Origin of the sequence: Streptomyces sp. CB03238 (assembly GCF_002099185.1) — a bacterium.
Taxonomy (GTDB): Bacteria; Actinomycetota; Actinomycetes; order Streptomycetales; family Streptomycetaceae; genus Streptomyces.
In genome coordinates, this window is record NZ_NBCN01000007.1 from 58,792 (window position 1) to 77,070 (window position 18,279).

13 protein-coding genes are annotated in these 18,279 nt (G+C 72.8%); 3 read left to right on the forward strand and 10 right to left on the reverse strand.

What is annotated here, in order from left to right:
- Nucleotides 1-260: 260 nt before the first annotated feature.
- The 7 genes from BKD26_RS13385 to dacB form a co-directional block, all read right to left on the reverse strand.
- Nucleotides 261-1,271, reverse strand: a complete 1,011-nt coding sequence (locus BKD26_RS13385; RefSeq protein WP_084898064.1) for an aldo/keto reductase — start codon at nt 1,269-1,271, stop codon at nt 261-263.
- Nucleotides 1,272-1,363: 92 nt separating this feature from the next.
- Nucleotides 1,364-1,969: a GTP cyclohydrolase I FolE gene (gene folE, locus BKD26_RS13390; protein WP_073756980.1), complete on the reverse strand. Its 606-nt coding sequence runs from the start codon at nt 1,967-1,969 to the stop codon at nt 1,364-1,366.
- A gap of 120 nt (nt 1,970-2,089) precedes the next feature.
- Complete coding sequence (gene ftsH, locus BKD26_RS13395; protein ID WP_084898065.1) at nt 2,090-4,129, reverse strand: ATP-dependent zinc metalloprotease FtsH; 2,040 nt, start codon at nt 4,127-4,129, stop codon at nt 2,090-2,092.
- Between the two features lie 171 nt (nt 4,130-4,300).
- Complete coding sequence (hpt, locus tag BKD26_RS13400; RefSeq protein WP_064067358.1) at nt 4,301-4,840, reverse strand: hypoxanthine phosphoribosyltransferase; 540 nt, start codon at nt 4,838-4,840, stop codon at nt 4,301-4,303.
- A 41-nt stretch (nt 4,841-4,881) separates the two neighbouring features.
- Nucleotides 4,882-5,973 (reverse strand): tRNA lysidine(34) synthetase TilS, encoded by a 1,092-nt coding sequence (gene tilS, locus BKD26_RS13405; RefSeq protein ID WP_084898066.1) that lies wholly within the window; start codon nt 5,971-5,973, stop codon nt 4,882-4,884.
- 201 nt (nt 5,974-6,174) lie between these two features.
- Nucleotides 6,175-7,302 carry a zinc-dependent metalloprotease gene (locus BKD26_RS13410; protein ID WP_084898067.1) on the reverse strand — a complete coding sequence of 376 codons (1,128 nt, stop codon included), beginning with the start codon at nt 7,300-7,302 and terminating at the stop codon, nt 6,175-6,177.
- A 55-nt stretch (nt 7,303-7,357) separates the two neighbouring features.
- Entirely contained in the window at nt 7,358-8,791 is a 1,434-nt protein-coding gene (gene dacB / locus BKD26_RS13415; protein ID WP_084898476.1) for a D-alanyl-D-alanine carboxypeptidase/D-alanyl-D-alanine-endopeptidase, read from the reverse strand.
- Between the two features lie 172 nt (nt 8,792-8,963).
- Here dacB and BKD26_RS13420 point away from each other — a divergent pair, with 172 nt between their 5' ends.
- Both BKD26_RS13420 and BKD26_RS13425 read left to right on the forward strand, forming a co-directional pair.
- Nucleotides 8,964-9,458, forward strand: a complete 495-nt coding sequence (locus BKD26_RS13420) for an inorganic diphosphatase (RefSeq protein ID WP_073756976.1) — start codon at nt 8,964-8,966, stop codon at nt 9,456-9,458.
- Between the two features lie 110 nt (nt 9,459-9,568).
- Nucleotides 9,569-11,254, forward strand: coding sequence for a threonine/serine exporter family protein (locus BKD26_RS13425; protein WP_084898068.1), 1,686 nt, complete (start codon nt 9,569-9,571; stop codon nt 11,252-11,254).
- A gap of 493 nt (nt 11,255-11,747) precedes the next feature.
- Here the strand turns inward: BKD26_RS13425 and BKD26_RS41270 are convergent, their stop codons facing one another.
- Nucleotides 11,748-12,149, reverse strand: coding sequence for a hypothetical protein (locus BKD26_RS41270; RefSeq protein WP_241518627.1), 402 nt, complete (start codon nt 12,147-12,149; stop codon nt 11,748-11,750).
- A 117-nt stretch (nt 12,150-12,266) separates the two neighbouring features.
- Between BKD26_RS41270 and BKD26_RS13435 the strand changes: the two genes are divergently transcribed.
- Nucleotides 12,267-16,664, forward strand: coding sequence for a cation-transporting P-type ATPase (locus BKD26_RS13435; protein ID WP_241518628.1), 4,398 nt, complete (start codon nt 12,267-12,269; stop codon nt 16,662-16,664).
- Between the two features lie 11 nt (nt 16,665-16,675).
- Here the strand turns inward: BKD26_RS13435 and BKD26_RS13440 are convergent, their stop codons facing one another.
- Nucleotides 16,676-17,359, reverse strand: coding sequence for a VTT domain-containing protein (locus tag BKD26_RS13440; RefSeq protein WP_084898071.1), 684 nt, complete (start codon nt 17,357-17,359; stop codon nt 16,676-16,678).
- A 121-nt stretch (nt 17,360-17,480) separates the two neighbouring features.
- The gene (locus BKD26_RS13445) at nt 17,481-18,239 is read right to left on the reverse strand and encodes a MerR family transcriptional regulator (RefSeq protein ID WP_084898072.1); all 759 of its coding nucleotides are present in this window, start codon (nt 18,237-18,239) and stop codon (nt 17,481-17,483) included.
- Nucleotides 18,240-18,279: the final 40 nt, after the last annotated feature.

Genomic DNA, 18,279 nt, shown 5'->3' on the forward strand with positions numbered 1-18,279 from the left:
GGACCGCAGGCCTGGCGCCTGAAGCCGGACGCTCGGCCGGGCGTGCTGACCCGGGCTGATCACGGCGAGCGCATAAGGGCTCGCGCCAGGCAGCCCGGCCACCGGGAACGGCCCCGCCAGGGTCGGCCGCGCCCGGAGGGGGCCACGCGGGAGGGTCGGCAGGCGCGCCGGCCGGGCGGGGTCGGACGCGGCCCGGCTCACGACGGCGGGCCGCGTGCCCCGGCACCCGTGCCCGGGCCGGGCCCGGTCGGCGGCTGGGGCTACAGCAGCGTGCCGCCCGAGACCTCCGTTTCGGCGAGGACTGCCGAGAGGCGGTCGCGGACGTCCGGGGAGAGCCGCACATGCGCGGCGGCGAGGTTTTCCCGGATGTGGGCCGGGGTGCGGCTGCCCGGGATGGGAACGACGTGCTCGTCCTGGTGCAGCAGCCAGGCCAGGGCCAGCTGCGCCGGGGTGATGCCGAGCTCCTCGGCGATCCCGCGCACGGGGGCGAAGCGGTCGTTGTTGGCCTGGTGGTTCGCGGCGTCGAACCGGGGCATGTGCTGCCGGAAGTCACCGTCCTCCACCTTGTCGACCTTGCCGGTCAGGAAGCCGGCGCCCAGAGGTGACCAGGCGACGATGCCCACGCCCAGCTCGTGCGCCGCCGCCAGCAGCTCCTCGTCGACGTGCCGCCACATGGACCACTCGGTCTGGACGGCCGCCACCGGGTGCACGGCGTGCGCGGCGCGCAACTGCTCGGCGGTGACGTTGGACAGGCCGAGGTGCCGGACCAGGCCCGCCTCGATGAGGTCGGCGACCGCACCCACGGTGTCCTCCAGCGGCACCTGGGGGTCCGGGAAGTGCGGGTAGTACAGGTCGATCCGGTCGGTGCCCAGCTCCCGCAGGCTGGCCTCGGCGTACCCGCGCACATGCTTCGGGTCCGCGTTGACGGCCAGCTCGCCGAAGGCGTACCCGACCGGGAAGGGGTGCGGCTCGACGCCCTCGGGGAGCCGGAAACCGAACTTGGTGGCGATGACCACCTCGTCGCGCCGCCCGCCCAGCGCCTTGCCTATCAGCCGCTCGTTGTGGCCGTCCGCGCCATAGCCGTCCGACGTGTCGATGAGCGTGGCCCCGGCGTCCACCGCCGCGAGCAGCGCCCGCTCGGCACGCGCGTCGTCGATCTCTCCGTACACCCCGGGCGACAGCACCATCGCGCCGAAACCGAGAGCGGACACCTCAAGGCCACCGAGGCTGCGAACGGGTAGGGCCTTCGACTGCTCGTTCGTGATCGTCATGCCGGTGAGTCTTGCGGCAGAACACACCCGCGTCCACCGCCTGTCCGGCATAAAAGACAAGCGGTCAAAGGGAGTTGGGCCATCCAGTCCGCTCAGTCGGCCATGATGAGGCTCATCGCCTCCGCGCGGGTCGCGGGGTCCCTCAGCTGTCCGCGCACCGCCGACGTGATGGTCTTCGCGCCGGGCTTGCGGATGCCGCGCATCGACATGCACATGTGCTCGCACTCGATGACCACGATCACGCCCCGCGGCTCCAGGATCTTCATCAGGGAGTCGGCGACCTGGGTGGTGAGCCGTTCCTGCACCTGCGGGCGGCGCGCGTACACATCCACGAGCCGCGCCAGCTTCGACAGGCCGGTGATCTTGCCGGTGGTGGAGGGGATGTACCCGACGTGGGCCACACCCCGGAACGGCACCAGGTGGTGCTCGCAGGTGCTGAACACCTCGATGTCCTTCACCAGGACCATCTCGTCATGCCCCAGGTCGAACGTCGTCGTCAGCACGTCCTCGGGCTCCTGCCACAGGCCCGCGAATATCTCCCTGTAGGCCCGAGCCACCCGCGCCGGCGTCTCCCGCAGACCCTCTCGGTCAGGGTCCTCACCGACCGCGAGGAGAAGTTCCCGTACGGCGTTCTCGGCTCGCTTCTCGTCGAACTCGCCGATCGTGCCCTCGACGTCCAACGTCACCGGGTCGGTCATGTGTGCCTCGTTCCGTGTTGCCTGAGTACGCGCCCAACCGCGCACGCGAAAGCCGCGCCCCCCAGGCTAGAACCTGGGGGGCGCGGCTTTCATTCCGGGGGCGGAGGGCCACCGGGTCGGTCAGCTCTCCGGACGCTCCTCCGGGACCGCCTCGGCCGCCGGGGCGGCCGGGTTCGCCTTGGTGACGTCCGTCGGCGTGGCGCCATTGGCGCCCGCCGCGCCGTTGGTCAGCGCCAGCTCCTTCGGGGAGAGCACCGGCGGCCGCGTCGACGGCGTACGCCGCGAGGAGCCGGTCCACGCCGGGCGGGCCGGGCGCTTGACGATCGGGGCGAAGATCTCGGCGATCTCCTCCTTGTTGAGCGTCTCCTTCTCCAGCAGCCGGAGGACCAGGTTGTCGAGGACGTCACGGTTCTCGACGAGGATCTCCCAGGCCTCGTTGTGCGCGGTCTCGATGAGCTTCTTGACCTCTTCGTCGACGAGCGCCGCGACCTCTTCCGAGTAGTCGCGCTGGTGCGCCATCTCCCGGCCCAGGAAGGGCTCGGTGTTGTCGCCGCCGAACTTGATCGCGCCGAGCCGCTCGGTCATGCCGTACTGCGTGACCATGGCCCGCGCGGTCGCGGTCGCCTTCTCGATGTCGTTGGCCGCACCCGTGGTCGGGTCGTGGAAGACCAGCTCCTCGGCCGCGCGCCCGCCCAGCATGTAAGCCAGCTGGTCGAGCATCTCGTTGCGCGTGGTCGAGTACTTGTCCTCGTCGGGCAGGACCATGGTGTAGCCCAGGGCCCGGCCACGGGACAGGATGGTGATCTTGTGGACCGGGTCGGAGTTCGGGGACGCCGCCGCCACCAGGGCGTGGCCGCCCTCGTGGTACGCGGTGATCTTCTTCTCCTTGTCCGACATGATCCGGGTCCGCTTCTGCGGGCCCGCGACCACCCGGTCGATCGCCTCGTCCAGGGAGTGGTTGTCGATGAGCTTCTTGTCGCTGCGCGCGGTGAGCAGCGCGGCTTCGTTCAGCACGTTCGACAGGTCGGCGCCGGTGAAGCCCGGCGTACGACGCGCCACCGCGGACAGGTCGACGTCCGGGGCGACCGGCTTGCCCTTCTGGTGGACCTTGAGGATCTCCAGACGGCCCTGCATGTCCGGGCGGTCGACCGCGATCTGCCGGTCGAAGCGGCCCGGGCGCAGCAGCGCCGGGTCGAGGATGTCCGGCCGGTTGGTGGCGGCGATCAGGATGACGCCGCCCTTCACGTCGAAGCCGTCCATCTCGACGAGCAGCTGGTTGAGGGTCTGCTCGCGCTCGTCGTGGCCACCGCCGAGACCCGCACCGCGGTGCCGGCCGACGGCGTCGATCTCGTCGACGAAGACGATCGCCGGGGCGTTCGCCTTGGCCTGCTCGAAGAGGTCACGGACACGGGAGGCACCGACACCGACGAACATCTCGACGAAGTCGGAACCGGAGATCGAGTAGAACGGCACGCCCGCCTCGCCCGCGACGGCGCGCGCGAGCAGCGTCTTGCCGGTGCCGGGCGGGCCGTACAGCAGCACGCCCTTGGGGATCTTGGCGCCGACGGCCTGGAACTTCGCCGGCTCCTGGAGGAACTCCTTGATCTCCTGGAGCTCCTCGACGGCCTCGTCCGACCCCGCCACATCGGCGAAGGTCGTCTTCGGGGTGTCCTTGGTGATCAGCTTGGCCTTGGACTTCCCGAAGTTCATCACCCGGGAGCCGCCGCCCTGCATCTGATTCATCAGGAACAGGAAGACCACGACGATCAGCACGAACGGCAGCAGCGAGAGCAGCACCGAGACGATGGCGCTCTGCTTGGTCGGCGAGACGGTGTAGCCCTTGTCGATGTCGCCGGCTTCGTACTTCTTCTGCAGCGTGGCGGCGAGGTCGGAGCCCTGCGTGCCGATGTAGCTCGCCTGGATCTTGTCGCTGCCCTTGACCTTCTGGCCGTCCTTGAGGTCGACCTTGATCATCTGTTCGTCGCCGGTGGTCAGCTTGACCTGGTCGACCTGGTTCTTGTCGATCGCCTGGACGACCTCGCCGGTGTCCACCGTCTTGTAGCCACCGGACGAGCCGACGACCTGCATCAACACGACCACGGCGAGGACGGCCAGCACGATCCACATGACCGGCCCACGGAAGTATCGCTTCACGTCCATCCATACGGAGCGATGACGCCCCGTCCCTCCTGCCCGTAGGTAAATGCTGCTATGAGAAAAGACTGTTCTTCGGACGGTACCCCAGCATTGTCACCCGCGACCGCCTTCCCATGCTCCAACGGCGGGAGGGCGGTCAGGGTTCCCGGGGCCCGGCGGGTGTCCGGGGGCGGTTCAGCCGCCGTAGACGTGCGGCGCGAGCGTGCCGACGAACGGCAGGTTGCGGTACTTCTCCGCGTAGTCCAGGCCGTAGCCGACCACGAACTCGTTGGGGATGTCGAAGCCGATCCACTTCACGTCGATCGCGACCTTCGCCGCCTCCGGCTTGCGCAGCAGGGTGCAGACCTCCAGGGAGGCCGGCTCGCGCGAGCCGAGGTTCGACAGCAGCCAGGACAGCGTCAGGCCGGAGTCGATGATGTCCTCGACGATCAGGACGTGCTTGCCCTTGATGTCGGTGTCCAGGTCCTTGAGGATCCGGACGACACCGGAGGACTGGGTGCCCGCGCCGTACGACGAGACGGCCATCCAGTCCATCGTGACGGGGGTGGACAGCGCACGCGCCAGGTCCGCCATCACCATGACGGCGCCCTTGAGGACACCCACGATGAGGAGGTCCTTGCCCGCGTACTCAGCGTCGATCTTCGCGGCGAGCTCCGCCAGCTTCGCGTCGATCTCTTCCTTGGTGATGAGCACCGACTTGAGGTCGGTGCCCATGTCTTTCTCGTTCACCCGGGTCACTTTCGTTGCAGCCTGCGTCAGCCTTGCCGAATGACCAGTCTGCCACCCTGGCGGCGTGCCACGACGCGGCCGGGCAGATTGATGGCTCCCTGACCGCGCCAGCTGGTGATCAACCGGTCCAGTTCCTCGACGTGCCGGGCGAACAGGGAGCCGGCGGGGGCTCCCTCGGCGATGGCCGCGCGGCGCAGTACGCGGCGGCGGACGGCGGGCGGCAGGGCGTAGAGCTTGGCGCACTCCAGCAGGCCCGCCTCGTCCCGTACGGTCGGGTCGACGTCGGCGGCCCAGGCGTCCAGGGCGTCGGCGTCGTCGCGGCACAGCTGGGCCGTCCGGGCGAGGGCCTCCACGACGCCCTTGCCGAGGGACTTCTCCAGGGCGGGCAGGCCCTCGTGGCGCAGCCGGGACCGGGTGTAGGCCGGGTCGGCGTTCATCGGGTCGTCCCAGACGGGCAGGGACTGGACCATGCAGGCCTTGCGGGCGGTCTGCCGGTCGAGCTGGAGGAACGGGCGCCGGTAGCGGTCGGCGGTGCCGGAGACGGCGGCCATGCCGGACAGGGAGCGGATGCCGGAGCCGCGGGCGAGGCCGAGGAGCACCGTCTCGGCCTGGTCGTCGCGGGTGTGGCCGAGCAGCACGGCGGCGGCGCCGAGACGCTCGGCGGCCTCGTCCAGCGCCGCGTACCGGGCGTCGCGGGCGGCCGCCTCGGGGCCGCCGTCGCGGCCGACGGTCACGGAGACGGCCTCCACGGGGTCGAGGTTCATCGCGACGAGGCGGGCCGCGACCTCGGCGGCGCGGAGGTCCGAGCCGGGCTGGAGGCCGTGGTCGACGGTGATGCCGCCGGCGCGGACGTCGAGCTTGCGGGCCTCGAAGGCGAGGGCGGAGGCGAGCGCCATGGAGTCGGCGCCGCCGGAGCAGGCCACCAGGACGAGCGGCGGCTGCGGGCCCTGCTGGGGCTGCTGAGGCTGCGGGGACTCGCCGGTGGGGGCGTGTTCGGCTGCTCCGCTCGCGGCGCGCGCGGCCGGGGGGTGCGCTGGGGTGGTGTGCTCGGTGAGTACGTCGTGGAGTACGCGGCGGACCGCCAGGCGTATCGCCGCGACCGCAGGATGGGGACCCATGTCCGGTGCCCTTCGTGTGAAGTTGGGGGGGTGCCTCGGTCGGAGTCTTAACGGCCGGAGCGGGGGGTTCGGTCACTCAGAGTGCGTCGATGGTGACAGAACTCGGCCGTTACCCGAGCATCGCACGCCCACCCACTGCCCACGGTCCCTCGGATGGGTGATTGGAGGGGCGTTCTCCTGCCGTCGGCCGGATTGGACTCCTCATTCTGCTTTACGGTGCACCCTCGCGACCCAGTCCGCCGGTTTGGCGATCTCCGCCTTGGTGGGGAGGGTGTTCGGAGAGGTCCACACCCGGTTGAAGCCGGCCATGCCGACCTCCTCGACGACCGCGCGTACGAACCGCTCGCCGTCCCGGTACTGGCGCAGCTTGGCGTCCAGGCCCAGGAGCCTGCGCAGCGCCTGGTCCAGGCGGGAGGCGCCCTTCGCCCTGCGCTGCTGGAACTTCTCGCGGATCTCCGCCACCGACGGCACGACCTGCGGGCCGACGCCGTCCATCACATAATCCGCGTGCCCTTCGAGCAGGGACATCACGGCGGTGAGGCGGCCGAGGATCTCCCGCTGCTCGGGCGTCTGGACCAGTTCGACCAGCGAGCGGCCGCCCTCGTCCTCCTCGCCCTCGGGGCGGGCGCCGGTCAGGGCCTGGGCGGCCTCGCGCAGCCGCTCCAGGACGGTCATCGGGTCCATGTCGGTGGCGCCGAGGAATGACTGGATCTCGCCCTGGAGGTGGTCGCGCAGCCAGGGCACGGCCGTGAACTGGGTGCGGTGCGTCTCCTCGTGGAGGCTCACCCAGAGCCGGAAGTCGTGCGGGGCGACGTCCAGCTCCCGCTCCACGTGGACGATGTTGGGCGCGACGAGCAGGAGCCTGCCGCCGCCGTTCTCCCCGGCCGGGAGCTCGCGGGTGGCGGGGGCGAACGTCTCGTACTGCCCCAGCACCCTGGAGGCGAGGAACGACAGCAGCATGCCCAGCTCCACGCCGGTCACCTTGCCGCCGACCGCGCCGAGAACGGCGCCGCCCGGGCTGCCGGAGCGGCGCTCCTGCATCTTCTCCAGCAGCGGCTTGAGCAGCTCGCGGAAACCGGCGACGTTCGCCCTGATCCAGCCGGCCCGGTCGACGACCAGGACGGGGGTGTCCTCCGGTTCGTGTCCCTCGGGGATCATCCGGGTGAAGGCCCGGACGTGCTCCTCGGACGCCTTGGCGTGCCGCCGCAGCTCGGCGACCACCGCGCGGGCCTCCTCGCGGCTCACCTCGGGCCCGGGGCGTACCAGTCGGGTCGCGGTCGCGACCGCGAGGTTCCAGTCGACCATCTCGGCACCACCGATGCTCGTCATGCGTCAACCGTACGTGCTCGGCGCCGGATCGGGTCAGGGTGCGGCGCCGTCCGGATCAGCGGGCCAGGACGGCGGCGAGGCCGTCCAGGGCGGGCTGGGCGGTGTACGGGGACGTGGTCCGCCCGGCCAGGAACGCGAAGGCCAGCAGTCGTCCGTCCGCGGTCACCACCGTGCCGGCCAGGGTGTTGACGCCGGTGAGGGTGCCGGTCTTGGCCCGGACCAGGCCCGCGCCCGCCGCGCCGGGGGAACCGTCGGCGTAACGGTCCTGCAGGGTGCCGCTGAAGCCGCCGACGGGCAGGCCGGTGAGGACGGGGCGCAGTTCGGGCCGGGCGGGGTCGGCCGCGCGGACGAGGAGCGCGGTGAGGAGGGCGGCGGAGGCCCGGTCGCGGCGGTCCAGGCCGCTGCCGTCGGCGAACCTCGCTCCGGCGAGCGGTACGCCGAGCGCGCGCAGCTGGTCGGTGACGGCCCGGCCCGCGCCGCCGAAGCTCGCGGGGCGGCCGGTGGCGATCGCGGTCTGGCGGGCGAGGGCCTCGGCGAGGTCGTTGTCGCTGTGGACCAGGGCGCGCTCCACGAGGGCGGACAGGGGCTCGGACCAGGTCTTGGCGAGGGGGGTGGCTTTCTTGGGCGCACGCGCGCGTGCCGGGGGTTTTCCGGTGGCGATGCCGTGTTCGGCGAGCAGCCCGGCGAAGGCGCGGGCGGTGTCGCCGGCGGGGTCGGCGGAGCGCGGGGCGGGGCCGTTGGCCGAGGTGCCGAGCCGGCCCTCGTTGGTCATGAGGGCCGTGACGGGGGCGATGTTGTCGTTGACACCGATCGGGTGACGTTCGGGGCCGGTGTAGCGGGACGTGTCGTAGGCCAGGGTGACGGCGGTGACGCCACGGCCGCGCAGCGCGCGGGCGGTGTCGGCGGCCAGGGCGCGCAGCCGGCCGGCGTCGAGGGTGGGATCGCCGCCGCCGACGAGCGTGATCCGGCGGGCGTCGGGGGTGGCCACGACCGTGGTGGGGATGCGGTGGTCGGGCCCGAGGGCGGTGAGGGCGGCGGCCGAGGTGGCGATCTTGATGGTGGAGGCGGGCGTCATCGGGACGCCGGCCCCCTTCCCGTACAGCTGCTTGCCGGTCGGTACGTCGACGACGGACGCCGTGCGCAGCGGGCCGAGCCCGGGGTCGGCGAAAAGCGGGTCCAGGGTGGCCGCGAGGGCGGCCGGAGCCGGGGCGGCGGGCTCGGGCGGGGACTTGGGCTCGGGGGCGGCTTCCGTGCGGGGGGCGGTGAGGGCGGTGAGTACGCCCGGGGCGCTGGGGGCCGGGGCGGGCGGTTTCGGGGCGGGGCGTTCCGGACCGGCCGCGTCGTGATGTGCGCCACCTGTGCCGGCCAGGGCGGCGGCCCGGGCCCGCTCGGCCGTACGCTGACCCGAGTCCCAGGGCCCGGCCAGGGTCACCACCCCGGAGGCCAGGACGAGACCGAGCACGGCGGAGCCTGCGGAGAGCTGCAGCATCTTCGGCTCCAGCACGGCTGACCAGCCCCTTTCGCGAGCACACAGTTGCGTGAGGGACACTTAACCACTGAGCTGTGCCGTGAGCACGGCACCCCCGGTGAGCACGGTGGTCCGGTCCTGCTGGGGGCGCAGTATCACCCGACATTTTGTGTTGATCTTGGAGGAGCCACCCGTGGAGTTCGACGTCACCATCGAGATCCCGAAGGGGTCGCGGAACAAGTACGAGGTGGACCACGAGACCGGTCGTATCCGACTGGACCGCCACCTCTTCACGTCGACCGTCTACCCGGCCGACTACGGCTTCGTCGAGGGCACCCTGGGCGAGGACGGTGACCCGCTGGACGCGCTGGTCATCCTGGACGAGCCGACCTTCCCGGGTGTGCTGGTCAAGTGCCGCGCCATCGGCATGTTCCGCATGACGGACGAGGCGGGCGGCGACGACAAGTTGCTGTGCGTGCCGGCCTCCGACCCGCGTATGGAGCACCTGCGCGACATCCACCACGTCTCGGAGTTCGACCGCCTGGAGATCCAGCACTTCTTCGAGGTCTACAAGGACCTGGAGCCCGGCAAGTCGGTCGAGGGCGCCGACTGGGTCGGCCGCGCCGAGGCCGAGGCCGAGATCGAGGCGTCCATCAAGCGCCTGGAGGCGCAGGGCGGCGCTCACTGAGCCCCTTTTTCGCCGTATGACGGGCGGTGCACCCTGATGGGTGCGCCGCCCGTCGTCGTGTCCGAGGCCTTGGCCATGTCCATACTGGGCAGGCGGGTCGGATGGGTCGGATGGGAGTGAGGACGAGCACAGTGGCGCCGGAGACGGACGGTCCTACGGGAGGTCCTGAGGACCGTAAGCCTCAGTCCGATGAGGCACACAGCGCCTTCACGCCGCCGCCGGGCGTGGAGCAGCCCTCCGGCACCGAGGAGGACCAGCAGACGACGTCGGAGTTCGCGCTGCCCGAGGGGCTGGCGGCCGAGCCGTCGCCCGCCGAGCCGGAGCGATCGGCGTTCGCCCCGCCCTCGACGTACTCGGCGAAGGAGTCCCCACCGGCGTTCACGCCCGCCCAGGGGTTCCCGGCGATAAGGCTGTCCAAGGACGCGCCGTGGCAGGACCGGATGCGCACCATGCTGCGCATGCCGGTGAGCGAGCGGCCGGTGCCGGAGCCGGTGCAGAGGCACGGCGAGGCCGCCCCAGCCGTACCGCGCGTCCTCGACCTGACGCTGCGTATCGGCGAGCTGCTGCTGGCGGGCGGCGAGGGCGCGGAGGACGTCGAGGCGGCGATGTTCGCGATCTGCCGCTCGTACGGGCTCGACCGCTGCGAGCCGACCGTGACGTTCACGCTGCTGGGCGTCACCTACCAGCCGTCGCTGGTGGACGACCCGGTGACGGTGAGCCGGACCGTACGGCGGCGCGGCACGGACTACACCCGGCTGTCCGCCGTCTACGCGCTGGTCGCCGACATCAACGCCGAGGACTACGACGTCTCGCTGGAGGAGGCCTACCGGCGCCTCGCGGAGATCCGGCGCAACCGGCACCCGTACCCCGGGTGGGTCCTCACCGTGGCGGCGGGCGGGCTCGCGGGCGCGGCGTCGATGCTGCTGGGCGGTGACATGGCGGTGTTCCTGGTGGCGGCGGCGGGCGCGATGCTGGGCGACCGGCTGGCGTGGTTCTGCGCGGGGCGCGGGCTTCCGGAGTTCTACCAGTTCGCCGTGGCCGCGGTGCCGCCCGCCGGGATAGGGGTGCTGGTCAGCCTGTTGCACGCCGGGCTCCAGCCGAACGCGGTGATCACCGGTGGGCTGTTCGCGCTGATTCCGGGGCGGGCGCTGGTCGCCGCCGTACAGGACGGCCTGACCGGCTTCTACATCACCGCGTCGGCGCGGCTGCTTGAGGTGGCGTACTTCTTCGTCGCCATCGTGGTGGGTGTGCTGTCGGTGCTGTACGGGGGTGTGCAGCTCGGCGCCAAGCTCAACCCGGAAGGCGTGCTGAGCGCGGTCGAGCGGCCGGTGCTCCAGATCCTGGCCGCCGTGCTGCTGTCGGTGACCTTCGCGGTCCTGCTCCAGCAGGAACGTTCCACGGTGCTGTTCGTGGCGCTGAACGGCGGGGCGGCGTGGGTGATCTACGCGTCGATAGCGGTGACGGCGGGCGGCTCGACCGTGATGGCGACGGCGGTCGCGGCGGGGCTGGTGGGGCTGTTCGGGCAGTTGATGGCCCGGTACGAGCACACGTCGTCGCTGCCGTACGTGACGGCGGCGATCGGGCCGCTGCTGCCCGGTAGCGCGACGTACCTCGGGGTGCTGAACATCGCCCAGAACAACATGGACGCCGGCTTCACCTCCCTGGCGCGGGCGGCGGCGCTGGCGCTGGCCATCGCGATCGGGGTGAACCTGGGCGGCGAGATGGCCCGCCTGTTCATCCGCGCCCCCGGCTCGGCCGCGCTTCGCCGCGCGGCGAAGCGCACGCGGGGCTTCTGACCGGGGCGTCGCGCCCCGGGCGCCCCTGGGTCGGTGCGCGCCGGTGGGTGGGGGGCGTGGCCCCTCCGGGCTCACCTCCTCGAGGCCGGCGGCCTTGGGTACGCCGACTTGGGAGCCCTTCCGACGCCGCCGGCCTCTGCGGGGGCGACCCTGCACGGCCCCGCCCCGGTCGTACGCCGACTGCGGACCGGTGGGGCGCTCCCAAATCCCTTGCACGGCACGGTCGTACGCGGCCTGCGGGCCGGATGTCCTGTGCGGTGCTCGTGGCGGGCCGGGTACGAGCTGTCGACTACGGCGAGAAGGGGCCGTGCAGGGTCGCCCCCGCAGCGGTTGGCGGCGAGAAACGGTCACGAAGTCCGGGTGGGCACCCCGCCGACCGCGAGGAGGTGAGCCCGGAGGGGCCCCGACCCCGGCCCACCGGGCCCAACAGGCCCCGCCCACGCCGTAGCCCGGCTGGCCCGACCGGGGGCCAGCCGGGCGCCCGCGCGGGGTGTCAGGCGGTGGCGCGGGGGCGGGCGGCGCCCGTCATGAGGCCGCCGCGGCGCAGGACGGCGTAGCCGACGCCGATGCCGATGGCGACGGGCCATTCGATGACGTCCGCGGCGCCCAGGACACCGAGGCCGAGGTAGAGCGGCAGGCCGCCCTTGGCGGGGAGTACCTGGCGGGCGGCCGCCACCGGCAGCAGCGCCGCGTTGGCCGCGCCGTTCGCGACCCGGTCGAGGGACGGGACGGTGAAGCTGACCGTGCGGCCTCCCGGTGAGGCCTGGTCCTGGGTCTGGGCGGGGGCCGGTTCCTTGCGCGGCTGCGCCGCGCTCTGCTTGTTGGTGGTCTTCGTGGACTTCGTCGTGGTCCGCTTACGCGGTGCTGAAGAGGTGGCCACAGATCTCACATCCATGGATGTGGTATGGGCGGGTTGTCTACATTTCAGGGTATCCGTTCCGGGACGACTGAATCGGACCGGAGGCACCAGCCCATGTCACCGTTGCAATTGCTCGGGCCGATAGCGTCCGGCGTGACCTACGGGGTCGCGGCCGGGGTGCGCGGGGCCGCCGACGTGGCCGCGCAGCTCATCGGGTTGCCGCAGCGCGGCGTGTGGTGGCGGCCCGGCCGCTGCTACATCGAGGTGCACGGCGTGCACGGCGTCGGCGGCGAGCGGGTCGCCCGGCGCGTCGAGCGCGCCCTGGAGGGGCACCCGAGGGTGCTGTGGGCCCGGGTCAACGCGCCGTCCGAGCGGGTGGTGGTGGCCGTGTCCGCTCCGCCGCCGTCCGACCGCGAGCTGGTCGCGCTCGTCGAGCGCGCGGAGGGGCAGCTGGCCGCGCACATCGACGAGTTCGACGAGTGGTGTCCCGAACCGCACCACCCCTGCGAGGGCCCCAGGACCCGCCAGTCGGTGCCCGCGCTGGCCGCCGACACCGCGGGGCTCGCCATCGCCTCCGTACGGCAGCTGGCCCCGTGGTTCCGGCTGCCGCCCGAGGTGGCGGCGGTCGCAGGCGCCCTCCAGCACCACCCGGACCTGCGCCACCTGGTCGCCGACCTGAGCAGCGTCGAGCAGGCCGAGTCGGTCCTGCCCGTGGTCAGCGCCCTCGCGCAGGGCGTGGCCACAAGGGGTGGCGGGCTCGCCCTCGACGTACTCGAAAGGGTCGCCCAGTGGCGGGAGGCCACCGCGGAACGCAAGGCGTGGGCCGACGCGGAGCCCGACCTCGTCCACGGGCCGGAGGACGCCGAGGCGGAGCCGCTCGTCGTGGACCGCGCCGGGCCGACGCCCAAGGACTCGGTGGACCGCTACGCCGAGCGGGCCATGGTCGCGGGCCTGACCGCCGGGGGCCTCAGCGTCCCCTTCGCGGGCCTCCGGAAGGGCCTGGCCGTCGCCCTGTCCGCCGTACCGAAGGCCCCGGAGGCCGGCCGCGAGGGCTTCGCCACCAGCCTGGGCCGGGCCTTGGCGCTGCGCGGCGTCGTCACCATGGACCGGGGCGCCCTGCGGCGGCTCGGTCAGGTGGACACCGTCGTCCTGGAGGAGGACGCGCTCCGCAGCGACCAGTACGAACCCGTGGACCTGGAGCTGCTCAGCGGCGCCGACCCGGAGCGGACCGCCGAGCGGCTCTTCACGCTGTTCGACGCCGACGCGCCCCTGGGGACCGCCCGCGACGACGACGGCTGGGTGCTGGGCCCGCTCGACGAACTCGATCTGTCCGGGCGTACCGGACGCCAGGCGGAGGCGCGGCTGCGGCGCCGGGGCGCCGAGCGGACGCTCGGGCTGGCCAAGGGGCGCAGGCTGCAGGCGGTGGCGGGGCTCGGTACGCAGACGGCGCCGGGCGCCGAGGCGGTCGCGGCGGCCGCCCGGCGCGCGGGCGCCCGGGTGGTGCTGGCGACCGACCGCGAGGCACCGGCGTTCACGTTCGCCGACGCGGTGGTCCCGGCGGGCGGGCGCCTGGTCGCCTCCGTACGCGGCCTCCAGGCCGACGGCGCGGTCGTGCTGCTGGTCTCCGGCAACCGGCGGGCGCTGGGCGTGGCCGACTGCGGCGTCGGCGTGCACCGTGACGGCGAGCCGCCCGCCTGGGGCGCCCACCTGATCGTCGGCTCCGACCTCGAATCGGCGGGGATCATCGTGGACGCCGTCGGCGCGGCCGCGCGCGTGGACCGGGACTCCACCGTGCTCGCCGCGGGCGGCAGCGGCGTCGGCGCGGTCGCCGCGCTCCAGGCCCAGCCCGCGCAGGCCGCCGCCCGGGGCATGGCGGCCGGGACCACCGCCGCGAGCGTGGCGTTCTGCATGGGCGCCTGGCGTACGAGGCAACTGCTCGCCCGGCCCCTCGCCCCGCCCGTGACCACCGTGCCCTGGCACCTGATGCCCACGGAACGGGTCCTGGAGCGGCTGCGTACCACCACCGACGGCCTGACCGCCGACGAGGCGGCGGGCCGCAGCGGCGGTCCCCGCGGCGGCAACGAACCCGCCCGGCTCACCCTGCCGTCCGCCTTCATCGAGGAGCTGGCCAACCCGCTGACGCCCGTCCTGGCCGGTGGCGCGGCCCTCGCGACCGCCGTCGGCTCGCGTACCGACGCCATGCTGGTGGCCGCCATCACCGGCACCTCCGCCCTCATCGGCGGCTTCCAGCGGGTACGGACCGAACGCGCCCTCGCGGAGCTCTTCGCCCGCTCCGCCGTCGGCGCACGCGTACGCCGCGGGGGCCGCGAGCGGCTGGTGACGGCCGGTGACCTGGTGGAGGGCGACATCGTCCTGCTGCGGCCCGAGGACGTCGTACCGGCGGACTGCCGGCTGGTGGAGGCCGAGGGGCTGGAGGTCGACGAGTCGTCGCTGACCGGCGAGTCCCTCGCCGTCCACAAGGACCCGGCGCCGGTGGTCGCCACCGACATCACCGGACGCCGCTCCATGGTGTACGAGGGCACCACCGTCTCCTCCGGCCGGGGCGTGGCCGTGGTCGTGGCGACCGGTTCGAGCACCGAGGTCGGGCGCAGCCTCGCCACCGCGCGGCAGGCCGCGCCGGAGACGGGTGTGGAGGCCCGGCTCGCCTCGCTGACCCGGTCCAGCCTGCCGATCGCGATCGGGTCGGCCAGCGCGGTCACCGCGTCGGGCCTGCTGCACGGGCGGCCGCTCGCCGACAACCTCGCCTCCGCGGTCAACCTCGCCGTCGCCTCCGTACCGGAAGGCCTGCCCTTCCTGGTCAACGCCGCCCAGCTGGCCGCCGCCCGGCGCCTGGCCGACGTCGGCGCCCTCGTCCGCAACCCGCGCACCATCGAGGCGCTCGGCCGCGCCGACGTGCTGTGCTTCGACAAGACCGGAACCCTCACGGAGGGCAAGCTGCAGCTGGCGGCGGTGAGCGACGGGGACGGCGCCGTGCCGCTGGACCAGCTCGACGGCCGGCACAAGGACGTCCTCGCCGCGGCGCTACGGGCCACCCCGCCCGCCCGGCAGGCCGAACCCATGGCGCACCAGACCGACCGCGCGGTGACGGCCGGCGCGCGCGGCGCCAAGGTGTCGGTACGGCAGGGGGCGGCGCGCTGGCGGCGGCTGGACACGCTGCCGTTCGAGCCGTCCCGCGCCTACCACGCCACGTCCGGGCAGACCGCGCACGGCCTGCTGCTGAGCGTGAAGGGCGCGCCCGAGAACGTACTGGACCGCTGCGCGCGGCGCCGGACCCCCGACGGCCGGGCCGAGGCGCTGGACGACGAGGGGCTCGCCGGGCTGACCGCCGAGGCGGAGGAGCTGGCGGGCGCCGGGCGGCGGGTGCTGGCGGTGGCGGAGCGCCGGATGGACACCGGCGAGGACCTCACCGACGACAGCGTGCGGGACCTGGCCTTCCTCGGGTTCATCACGCTGGCCGACCCGGTCCGGGCGGGCGCCGCTCCGGCGACGGCGCGGCTGCGGGAGGCGGGCGTGCACACCGTGATGCTGACCGGCGACCACCCGGCCACCGCCGACGCCATCGCGTCCACCATCAGCGACGTCACGGACCCCAAGGTCTGTACGGGCGCCGAGCTGGACGAACTCGACGACGACGAGCTGGACGAGCTGCTGCCGACCGTCGACGTCATCGCCCGGTGCAGCCCGCACCACAAGGTCCGTATCGTCCAGGCGTACCAGCGCGTCGGCCGGGTCGTCGCGATGACCGGCGACGGCGCCAACGACGCGCCCGCCATCCGGCTCGCCGACATCGGCATCGCGCTCGGGCGGCGCGGCACTCCGTCCGCGACCGCCGCGGCCGACCTGGTGGTGAGCGACGACCGGCTGGAGACGATCGTCTCGGCACTGATGGAGGGCCGCTCCATGTGGGCGTCGGTGCGGGCCGCGCTGGGCATCCTCATCGGCGGCAACCTCGGCGAGGTCACCTTCAGCGTGCTGATCTCCACGCTGACCGGCGCCACGCCGCTCAACGCCCGCCAGATCATGCTGGTCAACCTGCTGACCGACCTGGCTCCCTCGCTGGCCATCGCCGTGCGCGAACCGGCCGGCCAGGCCGCGAAGCGGCTCCTCGCGGAGGGCCCGAGCCGCTCGCTCGGCAGCGCGCTCACCCACGAGATGCTGCTGCGCGGCGCCATCACCGCGACCGGCGCGGGGCTGGCGTGGACCGGTGCCCGCCTCACCGGCCGCCGCAAGCGGGCCAGCACGGTCGCGCTCGCCGCCGTCGTCGGTACGCAGCTGGCGCAGACTCTCGCGACGGGCGGCCTGGACCGGAACGTCCTGGGGGCGAGCCTGGGGTCGGCGGCGGTGCTGGCCGCGGTCATCCAGACGCCGGGCGTGAGCCAGTTCTTCGGCTGCACGCCGCTGGGGCCGGTCGGCTGGGGCATCGCGCTCGGCTCGATCGCCGCGGCGACCCTGCTCGGTACGGCCCTGTCGCCGCTGGTCCACTCGATGACGGCCGCGGAGGAGGAGCAGGTCCAGGACGCCGCGCCCTGAGGTCAGCGAGGTCAGCGCTTGGCGTGCCGCCCGCGCTGGGCGGGCGGTGTCCCGTCCTCGACGACCGGCTGCTTCTTGCTCTGCGAGCGGGCCCGCAGGTACTCGATCACGATCGGGACGACCGAGATCAGCACGATGAGGATCAGGATCGCCTCGATGTGCTCGTGTACGAAGGGGATGTTGCCCAGCGACGCCCCGAGCAGCGTCACGCCGGCGCCCCACAGGACGCCACCGATGATGTTGAAGGTGATGAACGAGCGGTAGTTCATCCGGCTCACACCGGCGATGATCGGCGTGAACGTCCGCACGATCGGGACGAACCGGGCGAGGATCAGCGACTTCGGGCCGTGCTTCTCGAAGAACTCATGGGCCTTCTCCACGTTCTCCTGCTTGAAGAGGCGGGAGTCCGGGCGCGTGAAGAGGGCCGGTCCGACCTTGCGGCCGAACAGGTAGCCCACCTGGTCACCGATGATCGCGGACAGCACGATCAGGGTGCACACCACCCACAGAGGGGTGTCCAGCACGCCGGTGGTGACCAGCAGACCCGTGGTGAACAGCAGCGAGTCACCGGGCAGGAAGAAACCGATCAGCAGTCCGGACTCGGCGAAGACGATGACCAGGACGCCGATGAGGCCGAAGGTCTCGATGAGATAGTCCGGGTCCAGCCAGCTCGGTCCGAGCGCAAGCGTATTCACGGGTTCCGGGGCTCCTGGTTTTGGTGGGCGGGGGACGGCTGCCCAAAGCTATCAACGCTTCCACCCGCCTCCCGGTTCCACCGCCCCCTTCTCCCCGCTCGGCGCCCCCTGCCCGGGTCCGTCAGGCGTGCCGGTCCGCGTTGGCGTGGATGGCGGCGTGGAGGTGTTCGGCCAGGCCCGGGCGCATGGCGTCGTAGAAGGCCGTGAAGCGCTCGTCCGACACGTACATGTCCGCGAGGCACCGGTGCATCTCGAAGGGGCACTCGTAGAACCAGGTGGCGATCTGCCGGCGGTGCTCCTCGGCCACGTCCATCGCCCGCTCGCCCGTCGGCGGCTCGCCCTCCGACATCAGGGCCTGGTAGCGGACGCCCCAGTCGGCGTTCTGCTCCTGCATCCGCTGCCAGTCGGCCTTGGTGTAGCGGGCCGCACGGCGCTGGGACTCCCGGTAGGCCTCGGTGTTGCCCCAGCGCTGCTCGGCCTCCTCCGCGTACTGCTCGGGATCCTTGTCCCCGAAGACCTCGAACCTCTCCTCGGGTGTGAGGTTGATGCCCATCTTCTTCGCCTCCATGGCGTGTTCGACGGCCTCGGCCATCTTCTGCAGTTCGGCGATCCGCGCGGACAACAGCTCGCGCTGGCGCCGCAGGTGCTCCCGCGGGTCCGCGTCGGGGTCGTCGAGCAGGACCGCGACCTGGTCGAGCGGGAAGCCCAGCTCCCGGTAGAACCGGATCTGCTGCAGCCGGTCGAGGTCGGCGTCGTCGTACCGCCGGTGTCCCGCATGGCTGCGGCCGCTCGGCGAGAGCAGCCCGATCTCGTCGTAGTGGTGCAGGGTGCGCACCGTGACGTGGGCGAAAGCGGCGACCTGCCCCACGGAGTAGCTCATGGCTCTCCGCTCCCTTCTTCTCGGTACGCACCTCAGCCTG